We start from the raw sequence: 21,770 nt of genomic DNA on the forward strand, positions 1-21,770 counted from the left end.
TTCTAGGACTAAATTGGCGAAGGCAGAGGGGATGTCCCCTCTGCCTTCTTTGCTTTAGTATATTTGTTTGATGGTAACTTGATTGCTGCAAGTTCCATGAGCTGTCTTAATGTAAAAATTTATATATATCGTTGTAACGAATAGCCGCGGTACAATTTTCCACTGTAGGTTTTATAACCTAAACGATGCAAGCCCTACCTCTCTTACATCCTCACGGCTCCGAGGCCGCTCCAGTGTGAATAAGTCTTTCCGAAAAACATTCGTGGAAAGCCAGAAAAAATTCCTACATCATCTTCTATATCCATTTTACAAGTTACCAAATGTAAAGCACAATTAATCATATTACAGGATAGAGTTTATTTTGTCAACAGCTATTTTAAAAATAAAATAAGAATTATTGAATCATTTTATGATTTTTCAAAAGGAGAAGGAATTTTAATTTTATTCGCCAATAACATTAATAACTTCAAAAATAAGGTGGAATCACGATGAATCCTTTTGTCTTTGCTTGTATTGCTCCCCATGGAGGGGAAGTAATTCCTGAACTGAAGGGAAACAAACCGGAAAGAATGGCTGTTACAAGGAGAAGCATGTTAAAGCTCGGGGAAATGATGGCAGAGGCACGGCCGGATTGCCTCATTGTTCTCACACCGCACGGGATCAGAGTTAATGGTCAATTTTCAATCTCAGATTGTGAAAGAATGACTGGCTCTGTCGAAGAAAATGAAGTGGAGTTTGTAATGGGGAAAGCTGTGGACCGAGAACTTGCCAGCATGATCTACGAAATGGCCCGAAATGATGGCATCTCTGCGGCAGCCGTTAATTTTGGAACGGCCTCTGGACCGATTTCCTGTTTGCCGCTTGATTGGGGAACGATTGTCCCGCTTCGATTTATGCCCGACGATATTCCCATTGTTGTGATTAACCCGACTAGAGAGCTTCCGTTTTCCCAGCAGATTGAGTTTGGCAAGTCGTTAAGGAAGGCTGTAGAGCTTTCCGGTAAACGCGTCGGTCTTATTGCAAGCTGTGATTGGGCCCACGCCCATGACGTGAGCGGTCCATACGGGTTTGACACTGCTGCCAAACCATTCGATTTACATATTGTAGAGTTAATCAAAACGAACATGTTAGAGCAGATGGCTGAGCTTGATGCTGAATTTATAGAAGCAGCGAAGCCGGACGGGATCTGGCAATCGTTAATCCTTGCCGGTGCCATCCCAGTTGAGGAAAGGAATGTAGAATTCTTATCATATGAAGTTCCAACCTATTTTGGGTTAATCTGTGTCGCTTATCATTTTTAAGAAATTATAAAGGGGGGAGCTCTGGTGGAGGGATTTATTTATAAATATTATGACGGTCTGGGTTTGGCCGAATTAATTAAAAACAAAGAATTGCAGCCGAAGGAAGTGCTTCAAGAAGCGATTAAAACCATCGATCAGCATAATCCGTTGTTAAATGCAGTCATTAATAAATTTTACGAAAAAGCCGAAAGGCAAGCTGAATATGTTGAACTGACGGGAACCTTTGCCGGTGTGCCAATGCTTTTAAAAGATATCGCACAAGAAGTTGCCGGGGAGAAGTTGACTCAAGGCTCGAAGGCTTTTCAAAGCTATCGTGCCCAGTCTGATTCGGAATATGTTAAAAGGGTGCGAAAAACAGGAGCTGTGTTCGTCGGTCAAACCAATGTTCCAGAGTTTGCATTAATGGGTATCACGGAACCCGCTTTTTACGGGCCAACCCGCAATCCATGGAATTTGGACCATACGCCGGGAGGGTCTAGCGGCGGTTCTGCCGCTGCGGTTGCCAGCGGCATGGTTCCGATTGCCGGAGCGAATGACGGCGGTGGCTCGATTCGGATACCTGGTGCGTATTGCGGGCTATTCGGAATGAAGCCTACAAGGGGGAGGACACCGGTTGGACCAAAGGTTGGCAGGAATTGGCAAGGAGCTTCGGCGGATCATATTTTGTCAAGGTCAGTTCGCGACAGTGCAGCGATGTTAGATGAAATAAAGATTTTTGAAAAAGCTGCCGCTTTCCACGCGCCGCCTTTTGATGGCTCGTATCTTCAAATGGTGACTACCCCCCCGGGAAAAAGGTTTAGGATTGCCTTTTCGGTTACTTCACCGCTTGGGGGTGAAGTTGATGCCGAATGCAAGGAGGCGGTTTACGAGACAGCTAGGCTTCTAGAGTCAATGGGGCATCATGTTGAAGAAATGGATGCGCCCGTGGATGGGAGAAAAATCGCCAAAAGCTATTTAACAATGTATTTTGGAGAAGTGGCGGCTGCAATTGCCTCATTGGACGAGGTTCTGGGACGGAAAGCTGTGATGGGTGACGTGGAGCAGACTACCTGGATATTAGGGCTGGTCGGGAAGGCGACTTCTGCCGAAGAGGTGGTGTTGAGTATCCGCGAATGGGATACAGCGGCAATGGCAATGGAAAACTTTCATGAAACGTATGATTTCTATATGACCCCAACGACCGCGTTTCTACCGGCTAAGATTGGCGAGCTGGAACCGAAGAAATCGGAGCAGCTGGCAATGCAGATCACCGGTAAACTTTCTATGGGCGGTTTATTGAAAAAAGTCGGGATTGTTGAACAGGTGGCGGAAAACAATTTAATACGTACCCCGTTTACCCAGCTGGCAAATTTAACCGGCCAGCCGGCAATGACCGTTCCGCTGCATCTAACAGCTAATGGATTTCCAGTCGGGGTTCAGTTCATGGCAGCGAGAGGCAGGGAAGACCTCCTGTACTCATTGGCCGGAGTACTGGAACAAAGCGATTTATGGGTACCAGTTGAGAAAAATCCGATGTTTTGATGTTCATAGTGCTCGAGGCATGGGGAAATTTAGGGTTGCGGTCGTTATGAAGTGTTCATAGTGCCCGTGCAGGCGAAAAAAATTGAGGTCCCGGTCGTTATGAAGTGTTCATAGTGCCCGTGCAGGCGAAAAAATTGAGGTCCCGGTTGTTATGAAGCGCTCATAGTACCCGTGCAGGTAAAAAAAAGAGAAGTCCCGGTCGTTATGAAGCGTTCATAGTGCCCGTGCAGGTAAAAAAGGAGAAGTCCCGGTCGTTATGAAGCGTTCATAGTGCCCGTGCAGGCGAAAAAATTGAGGTCCCGGTCGTTATAAAGCGTTCATAGTGCCCGTGCAGGTGAAAAAAGAGAAGCGGCGGTTGTTATGAAGCGTTCATAGTGCCCGTGCAGGAAAAAAAAGAGAAGTCCCGGTCGTTATGAAGCGTTCATAGTGCCCGTGCAGGTGAAAAAAGAGAAGTCCCGGTCGTTATGAAACGTTCATAGTGCCCGTGCAGGCGAAAAAATTGAGGTCCCGGTCGTTATGAAGCGCTCATAGTACCCGTGCAGGCGAAAAAAATGAGGTCCCGGTCGTTATGAAGCGTTCATAGCACCCGTGCAGGCGAAAAAATTGAGGTCCCGGTCGTTATGAAGCGTTCATAGTGCCCGTGCAGGCGAAAAAATTGAGGTCCCGGTCGTTATGAAGTGTTCATAGTGCCCGTGCAGGCGAAAAAATTGAGGTCCCGGTTGTTATGAAGCGCTCATAGTACCCTTACAGGTAAAAAAAGAGAAGTCCCGGTCGTTATGAAGCGATCATAGTGCCCGTGCAGGCGAAAAAATTGAGGTCCCGGTCGTTATGAAGCGTTCATAGTGCCCGTGCAGGTAAAAAAGGAGAAGTCCCGGTCGTTATGAAGCGTTCATAGTGCCCGTGCAGGCGAAAAAATTGAGGTCCCGGTCGTTATGAAGTGTTCATAGTGCCCGTGCAGGCGAAAAAATTGAGGTCCCGGTCGTTATGAAGCGTTCATAGCACCCGTGCAGGTAAAAAGAGAGAAGCGACAGTCGTTATGAAACGTTTGCTACATGTATTACGGAGAATTTACCGGAAACAGCCGCTAAGAATCTTGGGAAAATTAATATAAAAAAACGAAGTGAAAATACTGACATTTCCCAACAAAATTTTTCCGGAGGAATGACAATGCTGGCAGAAAAACTTCTTTTGCAAATCCTAATCGTACTCTCACCCGTCCTGCTTTCTTATGCAATACCCGACATTAGCAGCAAATATTTAACTAATAAAGCTAACCGAGGTTAGCTTTTTGTTTTTTTAAAATAGTTAATATGTTTTAAGTAATAATAACTATTTTTTTGATATTAGGCAATGAAATCAATAGTTTAGGATGAAAACGTTATTAATTTACTATTTCAAAAAAATATATTGATTTTATTATAAAAAGGTAATACTATAAATTTCAGTAATGAAGTTGTTTTCTGAACATTGCGACATCCAGGAGGATTCACTCATGAATTTATTTAGGAAAAAATCGATACAGGCTCTCATACAAGAGGCTGATACTAAAGGAATAACATTGAAGAAAGAGCTGGGGGCCTTTGATTTAACGATGCTTGGGATTGGCGCCATCGTTGGCACAGGAATTTTTGTTCTCACCGGTGTTGCTGCTGCGGAACACGCTGGACCTGCACTGATAATCTCATTTATACTATCTGGTTTAGCCTGTGCCTTTGCCGCCCTTTGCTATGCGGAATTCGCTTCGACCGTTCCTGTTTCAGGGAGTGCCTATACGTACAGTTATGCGGTTTTTGGTGAATTGATTGCCTGGATGCTGGGGTGGATGTTGATTCTTGAATACGGTCTTGCCTCCTCAGCGGTGGCAAGCGGCTGGTCGGGATATTTTCAAGGACTCATTTCAGGGTTTGGAATTCATCTCCCAAAGGTGATTAGTAGTGCTTACAATCCGGCAGAGGGAACGTTTGTCGATGTTCCTGCCATCATTATTTTAGTTATTATCACCTTCCTATTGACACAGGGAGTAAAAAAATCAGCCCGATTTAACGCGATCATGGTTATCATTAAATTGGCTGTCGTCCTGCTCTTTATTGGAGTTGGTGTTTCGTATGTGAAACCGTCAAACTGGACCCCGTTTATGCCATTTGGTTTTTCAGGCGTGACTGCTGGAGCAGCGACCGTTTTCTTTGCCTATATTGGTTTTGATGCAGTGGCTACTGCTGCAGAAGAGGTAAAGAGACCACAGCGCGATTTGCCCATTGGTATCATATCTTCACTGGTAATCTGTACAATACTATACATTGTTGTTTCTGCGATTTTAACAGGAATTGTTCCTTACGCCAATCTGAATGTTAAAAATCCGGTTGCCTTTGCATTAAATTATATTCATCAGGATTGGGTTGCTGGTTTCATTTCTGTTGGGGCGATTGCCGGGATAACAACTGTGCTGCTTGTTATGGTTTATGGACAATCTCGTCTATTCTATGCGATCAGTCGTGATGGATTGTTACCAAAGGTATTTACTAAAGTAAGTAAAAAGAATCAAACACCCGTTGTGGGCTCATGGATTACTTGTGCCATAGTCGCATTTTTTGCAGGAGTGGTGCCGCTCAATAAACTGGCTGAACTTGTTAATATTGGAACATTATTTGCATTTATGACTGTTTCGATCGGGATATTATTTTTGCGAAAAAATAAAAATCTAAAAACTGGCTTCCGTGTTCCATTCGTTCCATGGATTCCAATCCTGGCGTTCTTATTCTGCGGCTATTTGGCCTTGCAGCTTCCAGCTTTAACATGGATCAGTTTCTCAGTATGGTTGATAATCGGTCTATTGTTTTATTTCTCCTACGGTAGAAAGCATTCCACTTTAAATCAAGCGTCTGACCAATTGAAAAAAGCTAGCTAAACTTTAGCAAAAGGGAGTTCCTCATATGAAGGAACTCCCTAATTTATTTTCCCAATAAAAAATATGTCGAAAAAAATCGATTATCAGGTAACAGTATATTAAAAAAATGGTAGAATAGTAACAGAATTGATAAATTGATTTTTATCTTCTTAGTACGGGTTCGAAGTAAGGAGTTACGTTCATGGATGAAAGTAGAAACCCAAAGCTTATATTCGAAGAGAAAAAGGCTGTTACCTTATTACTGTGGTTATTTTATTTTATATATTTTAGTTATGAAATTATATTATATTTTATTTTGCCAAGTCTAAAATCAAGCGGAATAATTCAAATACCTCAAGGTGGTTTAGGGTTATGGCAGTATCTTTTTATCTTGTGCCTTTTACCGATATCGATAAGATTAATAAAAAGGAATAATCCGTACTGGGCAAAGTATATCATTTTGTTCGGCTATATCCTTATTGATGTTATTGATAATCTAATGCGCTATTACGGAACTACTAAACTTTTTACTTCGGGAAATATCGCAGATCTCTTATTTGTATTTTTCTCACCAGTCTTTGTAAATAGAAATTTTTATATATGCACTACCCTAGGGATTATCGGAAAGTATCTTTTATTTTTAGTAGTACTGAAAGAAACCCAAGTATTTCTCCCTATTCTTGTATTAGTTATTTTATCTGCTATAGCATTTATTCTGTTGATAAGATTCAACTCATACATTAACTCTTTATCTATGGTTTATGAGGAGCTTCGTAAGAAAGAAAAACTGGCTGTCATTGGACAAATGGCCGCTGCAATAGGACATGAGATTCGTAACCCACTTTCATCCTTAAAAGGTTTTACTCAGTTACAGCACGAAGCAAAAACTGATGCCAACGAGTATTATCCAATCATGATACAGGAAATAGACCGAATTAATTCAATTGTGGAAGATTTAATGTATCTTGGAAAACCGAGGGAGATGGTATTTGAAAAAGCAAGAATAAACGAAATCATAGATTATACATTGTCCATTTCGAATCAACAAGCCGAGATTCAAGGGATTAGTGTCGAAACAATGATAGATGGGGAAATTCCAGCTATTGATTGTGATGAAAAACAATTAAAGCAGGTATTTATCAATTTGATAAAAAATGCGATTGAAGCCATGCCGGACGGTGGCAATTTGAAAATTAAGTCAGAAGCGCCAAATGATAAAATTATATGTATTACCGTTGAAGATGAAGGCTGCGGGATAATGGAGGAAGATCTTCAGAACTTAGGTGTCCCATTCTACACAACTAAAAAGGAAGGCACGGGCTTAGGATTAATGGTCACCTATCAGATTATAAAAGACCACAAAGGCAGTTTGAAATTTGAAAGCAAGCAAGGTATGGGTACAAAGGTGATTGTGAAATTACCAATAATCCAAAGGTAATAGAGGGAAAAATTGTTCCTCAATTATACAAAATTCATTAAAATAAATGGTTTCAAGGGATTTCTTTATAAGATATAATGTAGAGGAAACACGAAAGTTAATAGATTTTGTAACTTGGGCTAGAAAATTAACGTCAATGTTTTATGGTATGTGTATTTTTACATACACTTGGAGGGGCACATGATTCCGCATGAAGAGCACAGAACAGTTAAATGGATAATTATATTTTTCTATATTATTTTGTTAGGTTATGACTTTTTTTATTATTATCTATTACCCGTATATATATCGCATAAAGAAAGTGGCTTACCTAGTCATTACTGGTATTTTAACTATTTTATGCTGTTTTTATTGATTCCAGTATTATTCTATTTAAGTAAGATTAATAAACATTTTTGGATAAAATATGTGTTTTTTATCACTTATTTGTTAACGGCTTTTATAGTTGATGTATTAACGTATTATGGTAGAGAAGATGCCTATTTTAGTGGTAATGTCGTAGAAGTATTTTTGATTTTATCTTTACCTCTTTTCTTAAATACAAAATATTTTTGGTTGGTTAGTTTAGGCGTAATAGGTAAGTATCTATTGACAGGGATATTATTAAATACATCTTATGTAATATTACCAATTATTTTATTCATTATATTGTCGATAATGTCATTTTTCTTGCTTATTCGATTTCAAGGATATGTCAAAGCAATTAGTAATGCATACGATACCCAATTGCAAGGAATTGTAAAAGGAGTTATCGCTACTCTAGAGTTAAAGGACCCATACACTAAAGGTCATAGTGAAAGGGTTGCAAGGTATGCTCTGTTATTTGCAAAGGAAAGAGGTATGCTTTCAAAAGAAGAAGAAAAATCATTTTACTATGCATGTCTACTACATGATATTGGGAAAGTTCATATTCCTGATTCAATATTAATGAAGCCAGGAAAATTAACTATAGATGAATACGAGGTTATTAAATCACATCCAGTTGTCGGAGCCGATGCAGTAAGAGACGTAAATGGAATTAAGGATTGTATTAGCGTAATTCGTTCCCATCATGAACGCTGGGATGGGAAAGGTTACCCTGATCAATTAAAAGGTGAAGAAATTCCCTTACTCGCAAGAATTACTGCCATAGCAGATGCTTTTGATGCGATGACTTCATCAAGGTCATATCGAGACGCAATGCCTAATGAAGTAGCATTTAACAGAATAATTGAAGGAATGGGTTCACAATTTGATCCAATGTTGGAGGAAGAATTTAAAAATGTTTTTCCAGCATGGGTCGAATTTCATCAAAAATATCCATGGCAGAAAGAAATGAATTCGCTAAGGAGGTGGACAAATGAAAATTCGTAAACTGAAGAAAGTTAAAACAACATGTTGGTGGTGTCCTTTTGTCGGAGTTAGACCATAAGTGAGTTAGGTGCTAGTTATTATTGGCTAGCATCTTTCTTTATTTTTAAAAGGTAAAGGTGTTTATATGAACATTACACTTGATTCCATACTTAATTTAGTCTCAATCGAAATTCGCAAGGATAAAAAGAATTATATTGTCGAAGATTTGACTATCGGTGAATTTTATGAAATGCCAGAGCTTTGTATTGATGCCATTCATCTCATGAATAAGGGTCTTCAACTAGGTGAAATAGAACGGCAGCTTAAATTGAAATATCCTGATGAAGAAGTGGATGTGCTCGATTTTGCGGAACAGTTACTGGAGCTGCAATTAGTTTCTGAGGTTGACGGGACCAAAGTTGAAACCCAGGAGAAACAGCAGGGCCGTCTTGGCTTTTCATCGATTTCACCGAAATTGGGGAAGTTCTTTTTTAATAGGGCAACGCTGGTAATCTATGCGTTATTGTTTGCGGTAAATATTCTTTTCTTCATAATAAAACCAGAATTATTTCCGCATTTTAAAGACATTTTTATTTTTGATTTAATGGTGTTTAATATCCCGACCTGGATGTTGTTATCTGTTGTTTTAGTGTTAATTCATGAATTCGGTCACATATTGGCGGTGAGGGCGTATAATCTCCCGACTAGGTTAGAGATTAGTAACCGATTATTCCTAGTTGTGCTTGAAACAGACATGGCACAGGCTTGGAAGCTGCCGTCAAAGGATCGGAATGTTTTATATTTGGCTGGTCTTTGCTTCGATACGACCATCCTTTTTCTAGCACTAGGCAGTCAGCTTATTTTTGCGGATGGCTCAGGGATATTCCTTAGCTTCATGAAGCTTGTAGCTTTAGATACATTAATGAGGATGGTTTATCAGTGCTGCTTCTATATGAAAACCGACTTGTATTATGTGTTTGAAAATGTAACTGGTGCTTATAATCTGATGGAAAATGCCAACCAGGCAATTCGAAATAAACTGCCGTTTCTAAAGGACCGCAAACATACCGAAGTAGTTTTTGCTTCGGAAAAAAGAATTGTTACTACCTATACATTCTTTTATTTCATTGGTGTCGGCTTGACGGTTCTATTATTTGTTGGATATTTCCTCCCGCAGCTATTGTTTGCTGTGACAGACATACGTCATTGTTTCGGCTATGCACCTTCATCCCATCATTTCTGGAATGCAGTATTATCTACGCTTCAGTTATTCATTGGCGTTCTGCTGCTCCTATATTCTTGGTGGAAAAAATATGTAAAAAAGCAAATGTGACAAAAATTTGTCAAAAAATGAATATCTAAGGGTTTTTCCCCCTAAGGATGGGGGAGTTCCCTGATAAAGATAACACTTCCGTTTTACTTACAATAAGAGTAAGAAAACGGAAGTGTTATTTTTTTGAGGAGGAGCTTTCATGCAGGCAACAAATAATATGCAGGTTAATACCGGAAGAGATAAAAAGAGTACAATGAATGACGCATTTGCTTCGAAATTTGCCAAATCTATGTTTTTGACAGTCGCAGGACTTGCGATTTTGGTGTTTATCGGCACTAGAATGTTTACGCACATCGACTTGAACCTTTATGGATATATGGTAGGAACCCTTACTTTCCTTGGCGGGTTCTTCTACCGCTTTATCTCCTGGGGTGAAAGACCGCCTACCAAAATCATTATCAAAAAGGGCCTCAAGCTTCTTTTTAGAAAAAGTACAGCGAAAACGGCAGTAAATCACCTAGCCATTTACGACTTTATTAAAAAACGCGGATTCTACCGCTGGATGCAGCATATTTTAATCGGCTGGGGCTGTGTGCTTGCATGTTTGGTAACCTTCCCGCTCGTATTCAGCTGGATGTACTTCACAATGGAAGACAACGGCTACTACACGGTTGTTGTAATGGGAATGAACTTGATCAATATCAAAGCAGATGGCTTCATCGCTTGGTTCTCTTATAATGCATTAAACATATCGGCAATTATGGTAATCACGGGTGTATGCATGGCGTTATATCGCCGCATGAAAAACATGCAGGCAAGAGCAGAACAAAAATTCATGTATGACTTTTTACCGCTTTATCTATTGTTATTAATTTCAATTACCGGTCTGCTATTAACGGTTCAAAACGTCTTTTTGCACGGCTGGATGCAGCCACAAATGTCACTGATCCACCAATTCTCAGTGATCGTAACGCTCATCTACTTGCCATTTGGTAAGCTTGCTCATATCCCATTTCGTCCAATGAGCGTGCTGGCAAGAAACTACCGTGAACATTACGGGGAACAGCATATGAAAGAATGTAAAGTGTGCGGCAATCAATTTGTTTCACTAGAACAATCAAACGATGTTATTAATGTCTTGGAAGTTAATAACATGGAATTTAACATGGAAGACGGCTTTAATCTTGCAGAATTATGCCTGCCATGCCGCAGAAAATACCGTATCGCAAGATTCTCAGGAATTCCGACTCACCAAGTGAAGGTCAAGGAGGCAAATCAGAATGCAAGAGGTTAATTTTAAAAATGAAAGAGACCGGTTCTTTAAAGATATTGAAAATTTAAATCATCCAGATGAAACGCTGGTTAAAACACATTGCAGCTATTGCGCGATGCAGTGCGGGATGAACTTAAGAGTAAATACAAAGACAAACAAGATTATCGGCGTAGAGCCGCGATACGATTGGCCAGTTACATTAGGGAAAATGTGTCCAAAAGGTGTGACTGCTTACCAGCAGGTAAACCACGAAGACCGGATTCTTAAACCATTAATCCGTGATGACAAATCATTAAAGGGAACGAACAAAGGATTCCGTGAAGCGACTTGGGAAGAGGCATATGCCTTGATTGTCAGTAAGTTTAAAGAGTTGCAAGGGCAATATGGGAAAGATTCAATATCCGTCTATAGCGGAGTGTCCATGACAAATGAAAAATGCTACCTGACTGGGAAGTTTGCCCGTGTTGGTCTTCAGACTCGTTATATCGATTATAATGGACGTTTCTGCATGGCAAGTGCAGCTGGCGGACTAAACCGTTCTCTTGGAATTGACCGTGGTTCTACTATTCCTTGGACAGATGTACACGAAACAGACTGTGTCTTCTTGGCGGGCAGTAATACGGCTGAATGTCACCCAACCTCGATGTTCCGCATTTGGGCGGTTCAGGAACGAGGAGGCTATGTCATTGTAGCAGACCCACGGGAAACTCCGATTGCAAGACGGGCGGACCTTCATCTTGATTTAAGGCCAGGTACAGACTTGGCGTTAGCAAACGGTATTTTGCATCTGCTTATCAAAAATGGTTATGTGGATGAAGAATTCGTAAATAACCATACAAATGGTTTTGAAGAAACAAAGAAGGTAGTGGAAGATTTCACACCGGAATATACAAGTCAAATCACGGGTGTTGCACCTGAGAAAATTATCCGTGCAGCAGAAATTTACGGAAAAGCTCCAAACGCGATTGTTATGTTTGCGCGGGGAATTGAGCAGCAGGTTAAGGGGGTAGACAATGTTTCTGCCTATACGAATATGGCCCTCGTAACGGGAAAAATTGGCCGTCCTAAATCAGGGGTTGCCACGATCACGGGACAAGGAAATGGTCAAGGCGGCCGTGAACATGGGCAAAAAGCGGACGCCCTTCCAGGCTATCGCAAAATTACCTATCCGGAGCATGTGGAATATATCTCGAAGGTGTGGGGAATCGAACCAGAAGAAATGCCAAAAGAGGGTGTTTCTGCTTATGAATTGTTCGGGCTAATGGAGCAAAAGACAATCCGTGCTTTATACCTTTTATGTTCTAATCCTGCCGTTTCAGCGCCTAACCTAAATTATGTACGTGAACAGATGAAGAACTTGGATTTCATGGTATGTGTTGATTTTTATTTGTCTGAGTCTGCTGAATTTGCGGATGTTATTCTGCCAACCACTACTTGGGCAGAAGATGAAGGCACTACGACCAATGTTGAAGGCCGTATTATCAAGATCAACCAAGCACAAAAACCACTCGGTGAATCAAAGCCTGACTGGCAAATTCAAATTGAGATTGCTGAACGCATGGGCCGGGGCAAATATTTTTCTCACTTAAAAAGTGCCGAAGATATTTTTAATGAACTGCGTATAGCTTCTAAAGGCGGAGTAGCTGATTATTACGGAGTGACTTGGGAAAAGATTGAAAAACAAGACGGAGTATTCTGGCCTTGTAGAGATGAAAATGATCCTGGTACTCCGCATTTATTCCTGGACAAGAAATTCTATCATCCAGATGGAAAAGCAAAGATTTTTGCATTGCCTTACAGACCACCAGCAGAAGAACCGGATCAGGAGTATCCGCTGCGATTAACTTCTGGACGTGTAGTTTACCACTATCTGTCAGGTAATCAAACGAGAAGAATTCAATTCTTGCGTGATATGTGTCCGGACCCATATGTAGAGGTACATCCGGAAACAGCTGCAAAATACAATATCAGTCATGAAGAAAATATCCGCCTGTATACAAGAAGAGGAGAGGCTGTATACAAGGTGAAAATAACTGAAGCGATTCGCAAAGATACCGTGTTTGTGCCATATCACTGGGGACATGACGAATCTATTAATCTATTGACAATTGGGGCACTGGATCCGATATCAAGAATGCCGGAATTCAAGGCTTGTGCCGCACAAATTGAAAAAATAGCAAGAACCGAGGTGCAGTAAAGTGGTAAAAAAGAGGTTATATCTTGAACTTGAAAACTGTATCGGGTGCCGTTCCTGTTTGGCAGCCTGTACACAGTGCGGCGGGCACGAAGAGCGTAACCGCAACTATGTGTACGACGTGAACCCTTTAGTTAACCGTCAAACGATGCCATTAATGTGCCTTCACTGTGTGAATCCGGCTTGCGCGCGCAGCTGTCCGGCCCAGGCCATCCAAATTCACGAAACAGGAGCTGTTCTTTCGGCCCTTGTAGAAAAATGTATCGGCTGCCAGAACTGTACGATTGCTTGCCCTTACGGAATACCTAAGTTCGATTCAGAGCAAAATTTAATGTATAAATGTGACCTATGCATTGATCGCACAAAAGATGGCATCCCGCCAATGTGTGCAAGTGTATGTCCATCCAATACATTGCAATGGTTAACAGATGAAGAAATTGAAGCAAAGCAAAAGCAATATAACCTGGATAATGGCAAATGGGTAACGAGCATGCCATATCTTGAAGGCGAAACTAACGTACGTGTGAATCTCCCTGGAATCCTGCAGGGCGTCACCAAACTGTTCTAGGAGGGATGAACATGAGCGATAAGAATAATAAGATCCCATTTAATGAAGATAATTACACCCATAATATAAATCGAAACAATGAACGAAAGCTGGACCGTCGCGGCTTTATGAAAACGTTGGTCGGAGCAGCTGGCGTGTTCGCTGTTTCCTCCCTTCCATGGGGAGTCCTGGCCGCGAAGGAACTGAATGGCCTCAGTGATAAAAAATATCCAAAGCAGAAAATTGTTGATATCAATTCAATTCCAGTCGGTGATGCAGTAGACTTTGCCTTTCCAAGCGAGCATGATAGTGCCATCTTAATCAGGCTATCGGAAAAGAAATTTGTGGCTTACCAAAATGCCTGCACTCATTTGCGCTGCCCAGTTTTTTGGCAAAAGGAAGAAAAGGAAATGCTTTGCCCTTGTCACCACGGAAAATTTGATGTGGAAACAGGTGCACCAATTGCAGGACCACCAAGACGTCCGCTTCCAGAAATCCATGTGAAGGTTGAAAACGGTGCGGTTTTTGCTGTGGGGGTGAAACGTTATGAAGCTTAAGTTTCTGCCGGTCGCATACTTGCTTGCTGTGTTAATGTTGAATATTATTGCCACTCAATACATGGTGCATCAATATTTTTATCAAAATTATCCTAACACCATTATTGCTGCGGTCGTTAACGTTCTTTTATTCCCGGTTGCATTCTTGATCTATAAAAAAGGTGTGAATGTCAATGACTAGTGAAACATATATCGATTTTTGCTTTGTCCGGCCAGAGGCGGGCGGTTTTTCCGGCGAGATCGATGAACTGCTGAAGAGGCTGTTTGCGAAGAAGCGATTAAATTGGTATCTTGAGGAGAAAGTCATTGATGGGGCAGCAATGGTCATTGCCGAAATTAAGGGCATGAGCAGTTGGGTTTCCGAGGATGAAACAATCCAATACCTTGAGGACAATGCCGAAGACAGGTTTTTTGAATACCTGCAAGGTTACAAGATGTTCATTTACCCTGTCATGAAGGGATGTAATAGCTGTGGGGGCCATTAATCTGGAGGATGTAAAAGAACGGTTTACTGGTGCCATAGTGGAAATCGCCATTTTAGATCAGGAGGGTGGAGACCAGGCACCTACTGTTCGTAAAGATATCCAGAAAGTCCAGCTTTGTCCAGATGGGACACATATCCGGTTTTATTTTGATCATATGTATTTTCTTGCCGTTCCACTTACGAGTGAGGTAAGTGAGGTCGATGGCAAATGGTCGGCACTTGATAGTGAGAGTGGTTTAACTTATACAGTAAAAAAGGTTCAGGTCTTGTAAAAGAACCTGCCTTTTTATTATAAATGAGAGGGGATGAGGGTAGTCATGGATTCATTAAAAACGAAGCAAACTATAAGTTCATATATCATCGATTCGCAGGAAGAAGAAATCAAACGAATTGCTTTGGAACTTCACGAAGGGGTCGGCCAAAACCTGTACAGTATTTTAACAGGGCTGCAATTTGTCGAGTCAGGCACAAAGGAGCCGGCGATGAAAAATTATGTACGTGAAATGGAACTGCTGATCGAAAAAACAATCCAGGAAATTAGATTGCTCTCTGTGGAATTGCATCCGCCAGCCCTCTCTACGTTGGGCTTATTGCCAGCGATGAAAAGCTATATTAAACTTTATACTTCCACATTTGGAATTCTCGTTGATTTAAAGTCTGATGGAATAGAGCAAAGGATACCAGAGAAGGACAGAATCACGGTATTCAGAGTTTGCCAAGAGGCATTGATGAATATTGCCAAATATGCAGATACCTCGGATGTGAAAATCAACTTTTTCTGGCAGGAGAATCAATTAATAATCACCATCAATGACTTTGGGAAGGGGTTTCATCCTGAAGAACATGAACAGTCATCCGGTCTTACGGTCATGAAGGAACGAATGCTTTTAACTGGCGGACAGTGTCTAATATCCTCTAAAATAGGAGAAGGAACGTCCATAAAAATATCTCTTCCGATCGAATAAATGAAAGGAGAGTTACCGTTGATTAAAATTCTATTGGTTGATGACCATGCTGTCGTAAGAAGCGGCTTAAAAATGCTCCTGAATACGAATCCCGAAATCGAAGTGGTCGGTGAGGCCTCTGAAGGCAATGAAGGCATTAAAAAAGCCATGAAGCTAAAACCGAATGTCGTCGTCATGGACCTGAGCATGCCGCACGGAAAAGACGGGCTGTCAGCAACGCAAGAGTTAAAGAAACTAATGCCAGAAGTGAATATCTTAATTTTAACGATGCATGATGATGAAGAGTATTTATTCCGAGCGATTCAAGGCGGTGCATCAGGCTGTATTTTAAAAAGCGCCCCGCATGACGAATTAATGTCGGCGATTGAATCAGTAGCAAAAGGCGATGCCTATCTTCATCCTTCAGCACAAAAACGGTTGATGGAAGAATATTTGGCAGGCATCAAGCATGACGAAAATGACACGTATCATTTGTTGTCTGATAGAGAGAAAGAAGTTCTGACCTTGATTGCCAAAGGATATTCGAATAAAGAAATTGCTGAGCAGTTAGTCATAAGTGTAAAAACGGTGGAAACCCATAAAGGGAATCTAATGGAAAAACTACAAATGAAAACCCGTCCGGAACTCGTCGAATATGCCGTGAAAAAGGGGTTATTGGGCTATGGTATTTAAGGAGACAAAAGGATGTCAAAACTAAAGGAACTGCAATCAGTGAAAAAGGTTTGCGAACAATTGAAGCAGCATATTTCCTGCGACTTTGTTGGTTTTGCCATGCAAGATGAAGCAGGTCCTGATGTGAAATGGCATTATGCCTCCGGAAATTTGAATGATAAATATAAACGAATAACTGTCCGTTTCGGTAAAGGAATTGCCGGTAAAATTATTTCAAGCGGCAGTGCAATGATGCTGGAGGAGTTTCCTAACAACATTGTTGGAAAAGTAACCGATTTTCCCATAATGCTCGCTGAAAAACTTGTTTCCACCTATGCGGTCCCTATATTTTTTAATTCCGTTCCTAAAGGAGTATTGCTCATTGGAAAACGGGAGAAATATACCTTTTCTGAAGAAGAGCAGGAACAGGTGCAGGATTCTGCACAACTCTTGGAACATCTACTTAATGGGCATATTTCATGATACGGGGGATGAAAATGATGGACAAGGATTTGCGGCAGACTAAGAGCGAACTTTTGGATTATAAATTTGCCCTCGACGCCTCTTCGATTGTAGCAATCACGGATTCGCGGGGGATTATTACATATGTAAATGATACATTTTGCCAAATTTCCAAATACTCACGTGAGGAATTGCTTGGACGTGATCATCGGATTGTTAACTCAGGATACCATACAAGGGATTTCTTCCGAGACATGTGGCGCACAATTGGGTCCGGTGAAGTCTGGAAAGGTGAGATTCGTAATCAGGCCAAGGATGGCACCTATTATTGGGTGGATACCACCATCGTTCCATTTATGAACGATCAAGGGAAGCCTTATCAATATGTAGCGATTCGTTATGAGGTGACGGAAAGAAAACGGGTTGAGCAGGAATTGCAAAAAATGATGGCCAGAATTATTGATGTTCAGGAAGAGGAACGTAAGCGGCTGTCACGCAATCTGCATGACGGGATTGGCCAAAATCTTTATAGCCATTTAATAACGATTAATCGTATGCTTGCCGAGATGGAACATCCGCTGCTGCAGCAAATGCAGGAGGAAGCCACGCAGCTAATTGAAGAAATCCGGCAAATCTCATGGGAATTAAGACCTTCTGTTTTGGATGATTTAGGTTTGGTTCCGGCAATTCGTTCTTATTTATCACGGTTCTCGGACCATCACCAGATTGATGTTTATTTCGATTGCGGGTTAAATCGCCGCCTGGATATTAGCATTGAGCTGTCGATATATCGGATTATCCAAGAGGCATTAACGAATATTTGGAAATATGCAGATGTCTCAGAGGCTTCTGTTACCATCCGGGAAATGGATAATGCCATCCGGGTAATGATTGAGGATAAAGGGAAGGGCTTTGAGTTGGAGGATCATACTTCCGGGGTTGGCCTGTTTAGTATGGATGAACGGGCACGGTCTGTGGATGGGAACTTGACGATTAACACTGCACCTGGAAAAGGAACGAGAATTATATTAGAGGTACCGATTCCAAGAGAAAAACAATAAGAACCAAGTCAGCTGACTTGGTTCTTATTGTTTTTCTTATAACTTGAATGAACTTTTCAACGAAACAATTCGGTTAAATACTAGCTTATCTACTGTTGTTACTTTAGGGTCTACGTTAAAATAACCATGTCTGAAGAACTGGAATTTATCATGCGGCATGGATTCTTTCATGTTTGGCTCAACAAAGCCTTGCAGCACCTCAAGCGAATTTGGATTGACCTTATCAAGGAAGGTTTTGCCGTCTTCAGCATCCTCGTCGGTTTCATCCAGAATCAGCGGCTCGTAAAGACGAAACTCAGCAGGTACCGCATGTGTCGCTTCCACCCAGTGAATGGTTCCCTTTACTTTTCTGCCAGTAAATCCAGTACCGCTCTTTGTTTCATGATCATACGTACAGTGAAGTTCTACTACATTTCCGTCGGCATCCTTTACTACTTCTTCACACTTAATGAAGTATGCATGCTTGAGGCGGACCTCATTGCCAGGGAAGAGGCGGAAGTATTTGCTCGGCGGATTTTCCATGAAATCATCTTGTTCAATGTAAATCTCACGGGAGAATGGAATTTTCCGCATGCCCATTTCCGGATTTTCTGGGTTTATCTCCGCATCCAGAAGCTCAATTTGACCTTCCGGATAATTTGTAATGACGACTTTCAACGGGTTAATCACGGCCATTGTCCGTGGTGCTTTTAATTTTAAATCCTCCCGAACAAAGTGCTCGAGCATTTGATAATCAACAGTGGCGTTATTTTTCGAAACGGCTGTTTCCTTTACAAATGTTCGGATCGATTCAGGAGTGAAACCTTTACGGCGCATCCCGGAAATCGTCGGCATGCGCGGATCATCCCAGCCATCAACAAAGCCTTCATCGACAAGCTGCTTCAGCTTCCGCTTGCTCATAACGGTATTAGTCAGATTTAACCGGCCAAACTCAATTTGCTGTGGGGTGTTTTCCATTTCAGTTTGTTCTACAACCCAATTATAAAATGGACGCTGATCCTCGAATTCAATCGTACAAATAGAATGGGTGACGCCTTCAATCGAATCCTCAAGCGGATGAGCAAATGCGTACATTGGATAGATGCACCATTTATCACCTGTGTTATGGTGATTGGTATGAGAAATTCGATAAATAACCGGATCACGCAAATTAATATTTGGTGAGGCCATGTCGATTTTTGCCCGAAGGACCTTCTCGCCGTTGGCAAACTCGCCGGCCCGCATCCGTTCGAACAGTTCAAGATTTTCTTCGATGGAGCGGTTGCGGTAAGGACTTTCTTTTCCTGGCTCTGTCAGTGTTCCGCGGTATTCACGAATTTCATCTGCGCTCAGATCATCAACATAAGCAAGCCCTTTTTTGATTAATAGCACCGCACGAGTGTACATTTCCTCGAAATAATTAGAGGCGAATAATAAATTGTCCCATTCATAGCCGAGCCATTTAACATCCTCTTTAATAGAGTTAACGTATTCAATATCTTCCTTGAGCGGATTGGTATCATCAAAACGCAGGTTTGTCAGACCGCTGAAATCATCTGCCAATCCAAAATTGAGCACGATCGATTTGGCGTGGCCGATATGTAAATAACCATTTGGCTCCGGCGGGAAGCGAGTGATGATTTTTTGATGCTTTCCGGATTCTAAATCTTTTATCATTATATCTTTAATAAAATTAGATGTATTATTATCCACCCGTTTTCAACCTCTTTCATCTTAGCTAATAGAAGAATATAATATTTTTACCAAAAAATTTATATTTACCTAACGCATAAATTCAAACTACGCTTCATGAACCGTCCTAACGGATTCGCCAATCTGCAAGTTTTCATTTATCTATTATCTATTTTTATCATAAATGCTGATATTTTTCCATTCTTCCCAACAATTCATCTAAAAAACAGCTTTTTCTGAAAAAAATACCAGCGGCTATTTACCGCTGGCATCATTTATATTATGAAACTTTATTTAATTGATAATTTTCGCTGCTAGTGCGGGGGCTTAATTTTTCTAAAACTAACCCAGCGAAGCCGCCGGCAAGTGCCGGAACCAGCCAGCCAAGTCCTACTGCCGCTAATGGAAGATTGCCCATCAAGGTTTCTAACGCATGCAGTTGCAGTCCGAACATTTTTAAGCCATCATACAGGCTGACTAGTCCTGTTAAAAGCATCGCACCGGCATAGACTTTCTGCGAGCCGCCGAAGAATCGGTGCAAGAAGGCAAGCGCCACGAGCACGATTAACAGCGGGTAAGCCATTACAAGGAATGGGACAGATACCGAGATGATTTGATTTAAGCCAAGGTTGGCAAGCGAAAAGCTGACAACCGTAACCATGGTAACGACTAGACGGTAGCTTAGCTTCGGTACAAGTTTTGAGAAATATTGGCCGCAGGCGATAGTCAGTCCGACACAGGTTGTAAAGCAGGCAAGGGTAAAAATGACACCTAAAAGTACTTTTCCGCTGCCGCCCAAAACAATTGTCGCTGCAGAGGATAATACAGCCGTTCCGTTTTCAAATGTGCCGTATCCTGCCATTTTTGCGCCCAGCAGGCCGATCATCACATAAACCACAGCCAGTGCTGCACCAGCGACAAGGCCGGTTTTTAACGTATATGCTGTTAATTGTTTTTTATCAGTTACGCCTCTTTGCTTTAAGGCAGTTAAAATGGCGATTCCGAACGCAAGGGAAGCAAGAGCATCCATTGTTGAATAACCGTCGATAAAACCTTTAAATAATGAAGCGGAATGATATGTTTCGGTTGGTGCTTGAAGTGGCTTATCAAGCGTGAAGAACCCGATCACACATAATACAACGATTGATAACAGTAGAATAGGTGAAATAAATCGGCCCATATAGTCAACCACTTTAGATGGATTTAAACTTAATAAATAAACCAGTAAAAAGAATACGACGGAGAACCCAAGTAATAGCATCGATTGACTGACAGACAAGTTTCCTAAAAAAGGCTTTATGCCCATTTCAAAAGCAACATTGGCATTACGGGGAATGGCGAATAACGGTCCAATTGATAGATAAACAACCACGGTGAAACTGGTGCCAAACCACGGATGAACCCGATTTCCAAGTGTATTTGCATCTTTAACAAGCGACATGGCCACCAAAACAATAAGCGGCAATCCAACACCTGTTACGATAAATCCGGTAATTGCCGGCCAAAAGGAAGTACCGGCCCCTATCCCTAAGAATGGTGGGAAGATGAGGTTTCCTGCTCCAAAAAACATTGAGAATAACATTAAGCCTACAAATAAAGTGTCTTTCTTTTTCATGATTCTCTCTCCTTTTGACGTTTTTAAACAATACAAAAAGCCCGCCCCTATAGCTAGGGACGAGCTTGCTCGCGTTACCACCCTACTTCCGCAATAATAAAAATATTGCGGCTCTCGATCAACGTACCATCATACGTGTCCTTCTTTAACGGCAGGCAGTCCGGCAAAGGCCTACTAATTTTCGACCCTGCATCTCGGAGATGATTTTCACTTGTGTTCTGACACCGGCTTTCACCAACCGCCGGCTCTCTGAGGTCTAGAAGGACAAGCTACTCTTCTCGTCATCGATTTTGTTTTTAAAAAAGTCAGTTAATATTTGATATAGTCATTATATTATTTTTAAATAGTTTTGCAAGTGGTTTTTTTCAGAAATTTCAGTTGAAAACGTTGTCATTATCGGAGTGACAATAATAAAAATTTTTTTTTTGACGGATTTTCGTCGCTAATTTGACAGCTTTATGAATTGATTGAGTTTGTTGATATAAATCACATACCTTAGTTTACCAGTTCCCTATAGTAAGGATATTAGGAATGGAGGGAA

At 41.3% G+C, this 21,770-nt stretch carries 19 protein-coding genes and 1 other annotated feature; of the genes, 17 read left to right on the forward strand and 2 right to left on the reverse strand.

The window, feature by feature from the left end:
- The first annotated feature begins 488 nt into the window (after positions 1–488).
- From ACZ43M_RS05985 to ACZ43M_RS06065, 17 genes are all read left to right on the forward strand, one after another.
- Complete coding sequence (locus ACZ43M_RS05985) at positions 489–1,301, forward strand: DODA-type extradiol aromatic ring-opening family dioxygenase (protein ID WP_464506505.1); 813 nt, start codon at positions 489–491, stop codon at positions 1,299–1,301.
- 24 nt (positions 1,302–1,325) lie between these two features.
- Positions 1,326–2,822, forward strand: a complete 1,497-nt coding sequence (locus ACZ43M_RS05990) for an amidase family protein (protein WP_464506506.1) — start codon at positions 1,326–1,328, stop codon at positions 2,820–2,822.
- Positions 2,823–4,314: 1,492 nt separating this feature from the next.
- Positions 4,315–5,727, forward strand: a complete 1,413-nt coding sequence (locus ACZ43M_RS05995) for an amino acid permease (protein WP_464506507.1) — start codon at positions 4,315–4,317, stop codon at positions 5,725–5,727.
- A 181-nt stretch (positions 5,728–5,908) separates the two neighbouring features.
- Complete coding sequence (locus tag ACZ43M_RS06000) at positions 5,909–7,144, forward strand: ATP-binding protein (RefSeq protein WP_464506508.1); 1,236 nt, start codon at positions 5,909–5,911, stop codon at positions 7,142–7,144.
- A 180-nt stretch (positions 7,145–7,324) separates the two neighbouring features.
- On the forward strand, positions 7,325–8,497 hold the full coding sequence (locus ACZ43M_RS06005; protein ID WP_464506509.1) for an HD-GYP domain-containing protein: 1,173 nt from the start codon (positions 7,325–7,327) through the stop codon (positions 8,495–8,497).
- Between the two features lie 124 nt (positions 8,498–8,621).
- Positions 8,622–9,809: a hypothetical protein gene (locus tag ACZ43M_RS06010; protein WP_464506510.1), complete on the forward strand. Its 1,188-nt coding sequence runs from the start codon at positions 8,622–8,624 to the stop codon at positions 9,807–9,809.
- A 193-nt stretch (positions 9,810–10,002) separates the two neighbouring features.
- Positions 10,003–11,043, forward strand: coding sequence for a hypothetical protein (locus ACZ43M_RS06015; RefSeq protein WP_464507972.1), 1,041 nt, complete (start codon positions 10,003–10,005; stop codon positions 11,041–11,043).
- Positions 11,030–13,219: a molybdopterin oxidoreductase family protein gene (locus ACZ43M_RS06020; protein ID WP_464506511.1), complete on the forward strand. Its 2,190-nt coding sequence runs from the start codon at positions 11,030–11,032 to the stop codon at positions 13,217–13,219. The genes ACZ43M_RS06015 and ACZ43M_RS06020 overlap by 14 nt, the downstream gene beginning before the upstream one ends.
- A gap of 1 nt (position 13,220) precedes the next feature.
- Entirely contained in the window at positions 13,221–13,784 is a 564-nt protein-coding gene (locus ACZ43M_RS06025; RefSeq protein ID WP_464506512.1) for a 4Fe-4S dicluster domain-containing protein, read from the forward strand.
- Between the two features lie 11 nt (positions 13,785–13,795).
- Positions 13,796–14,320, forward strand: coding sequence for a QcrA and Rieske domain-containing protein (locus ACZ43M_RS06030; RefSeq protein WP_464506513.1), 525 nt, complete (start codon positions 13,796–13,798; stop codon positions 14,318–14,320).
- Positions 14,310–14,501 carry a hypothetical protein gene (locus ACZ43M_RS06035; RefSeq protein WP_464506514.1) on the forward strand — a complete coding sequence of 64 codons (192 nt, stop codon included), beginning with the start codon at positions 14,310–14,312 and terminating at the stop codon, positions 14,499–14,501. Before ACZ43M_RS06030 ends, ACZ43M_RS06035 begins: the two co-directional genes overlap by 11 nt.
- A complete protein-coding gene (locus ACZ43M_RS06040) occupies positions 14,494–14,805 on the forward strand; it encodes a hypothetical protein (protein WP_464506515.1) in 312 nt (103 codons plus the stop codon). Before ACZ43M_RS06035 ends, ACZ43M_RS06040 begins: the two co-directional genes overlap by 8 nt.
- Positions 14,792–15,076: a hypothetical protein gene (locus ACZ43M_RS06045; RefSeq protein WP_464506516.1), complete on the forward strand. Its 285-nt coding sequence runs from the start codon at positions 14,792–14,794 to the stop codon at positions 15,074–15,076. The genes ACZ43M_RS06040 and ACZ43M_RS06045 overlap by 14 nt, the downstream gene beginning before the upstream one ends.
- Positions 15,077–15,121: 45 nt before the next feature.
- Positions 15,122–15,769 carry a sensor histidine kinase gene (locus tag ACZ43M_RS06050; RefSeq protein WP_464506517.1) on the forward strand — a complete coding sequence of 216 codons (648 nt, stop codon included), beginning with the start codon at positions 15,122–15,124 and terminating at the stop codon, positions 15,767–15,769.
- Between the two features lie 18 nt (positions 15,770–15,787).
- Positions 15,788–16,441 carry a response regulator gene (locus ACZ43M_RS06055; protein WP_464506518.1) on the forward strand — a complete coding sequence of 218 codons (654 nt, stop codon included), beginning with the start codon at positions 15,788–15,790 and terminating at the stop codon, positions 16,439–16,441.
- A gap of 12 nt (positions 16,442–16,453) precedes the next feature.
- Complete coding sequence (locus ACZ43M_RS06060) at positions 16,454–16,903, forward strand: GAF domain-containing protein (protein WP_464506519.1); 450 nt, start codon at positions 16,454–16,456, stop codon at positions 16,901–16,903.
- A 14-nt stretch (positions 16,904–16,917) separates the two neighbouring features.
- Complete coding sequence (locus ACZ43M_RS06065) at positions 16,918–17,943, forward strand: sensor histidine kinase (RefSeq protein ID WP_464506520.1); 1,026 nt, start codon at positions 16,918–16,920, stop codon at positions 17,941–17,943.
- Between the two features lie 36 nt (positions 17,944–17,979).
- On the opposite strand, the gene ACZ43M_RS06070 is transcribed toward ACZ43M_RS06065, so the two are convergent.
- The gene (locus ACZ43M_RS06070; protein WP_464506521.1) at positions 17,980–19,635 is read right to left on the reverse strand and encodes a glutamine--tRNA ligase/YqeY domain fusion protein; all 1,656 of its coding nucleotides are present in this window, start codon (positions 19,633–19,635) and stop codon (positions 17,980–17,982) included.
- A 259-nt stretch (positions 19,636–19,894) separates the two neighbouring features.
- Positions 19,895–21,229: a branched-chain amino acid transport system II carrier protein gene (gene brnQ / locus ACZ43M_RS06075; RefSeq protein WP_464506522.1), complete on the reverse strand. Its 1,335-nt coding sequence runs from the start codon at positions 21,227–21,229 to the stop codon at positions 19,895–19,897.
- A gap of 52 nt (positions 21,230–21,281) precedes the next feature.
- Positions 21,282–21,523 (reverse strand) — a binding site (T-box leader).
- Positions 21,524–21,770: the final 247 nt, after the last annotated feature.

This window comes from Neobacillus sp. B24 (assembly GCF_055381825.1).

Coding starts and splice junctions, on each gene's coding strand:
- ACZ43M_RS05995 (WP_464506507.1), top strand. CDS start 4,315: ATGAATTTATTTAGGAAAAAATCGATACAGGCTCTCATACAAGAGGCT.
- ACZ43M_RS06005 (WP_464506509.1), top strand. CDS start 7,325: ATGATTCCGCATGAAGAGCACAGAACAGTTAAATGGATAATTATATTT.
- ACZ43M_RS06050 (WP_464506517.1), top strand. CDS start 15,122: ATGGATTCATTAAAAACGAAGCAAACTATAAGTTCATATATCATCGAT.
- ACZ43M_RS06065 (WP_464506520.1), top strand. CDS start 16,918: ATGATGGACAAGGATTTGCGGCAGACTAAGAGCGAACTTTTGGATTAT.
- ACZ43M_RS06035 (WP_464506514.1), top strand. CDS start 14,310: ATGAAGCTTAAGTTTCTGCCGGTCGCATACTTGCTTGCTGTGTTAATG.
- ACZ43M_RS06015 (WP_464507972.1), top strand. CDS start 10,003: ATGAATGACGCATTTGCTTCGAAATTTGCCAAATCTATGTTTTTGACA.
- ACZ43M_RS06030 (WP_464506513.1), top strand. CDS start 13,796: ATGAGCGATAAGAATAATAAGATCCCATTTAATGAAGATAATTACACC.
- ACZ43M_RS06040 (WP_464506515.1), top strand. CDS start 14,494: ATGACTAGTGAAACATATATCGATTTTTGCTTTGTCCGGCCAGAGGCG.
- ACZ43M_RS05985 (WP_464506505.1), top strand. CDS start 489: ATGAATCCTTTTGTCTTTGCTTGTATTGCTCCCCATGGAGGGGAAGTA.
- brnQ (WP_464506522.1), bottom strand. CDS start 21,229: ATGAAAAAGAAAGACACTTTATTTGTAGGCTTAATGTTATTCTCAATG.
- ACZ43M_RS06020 (WP_464506511.1), top strand. CDS start 11,030: ATGCAAGAGGTTAATTTTAAAAATGAAAGAGACCGGTTCTTTAAAGAT.
- ACZ43M_RS06010 (WP_464506510.1), top strand. CDS start 8,622: ATGAACATTACACTTGATTCCATACTTAATTTAGTCTCAATCGAAATT.
- ACZ43M_RS06000 (WP_464506508.1), top strand. CDS start 5,909: ATGGATGAAAGTAGAAACCCAAAGCTTATATTCGAAGAGAAAAAGGCT.
- ACZ43M_RS06060 (WP_464506519.1), top strand. CDS start 16,454: ATGTCAAAACTAAAGGAACTGCAATCAGTGAAAAAGGTTTGCGAACAA.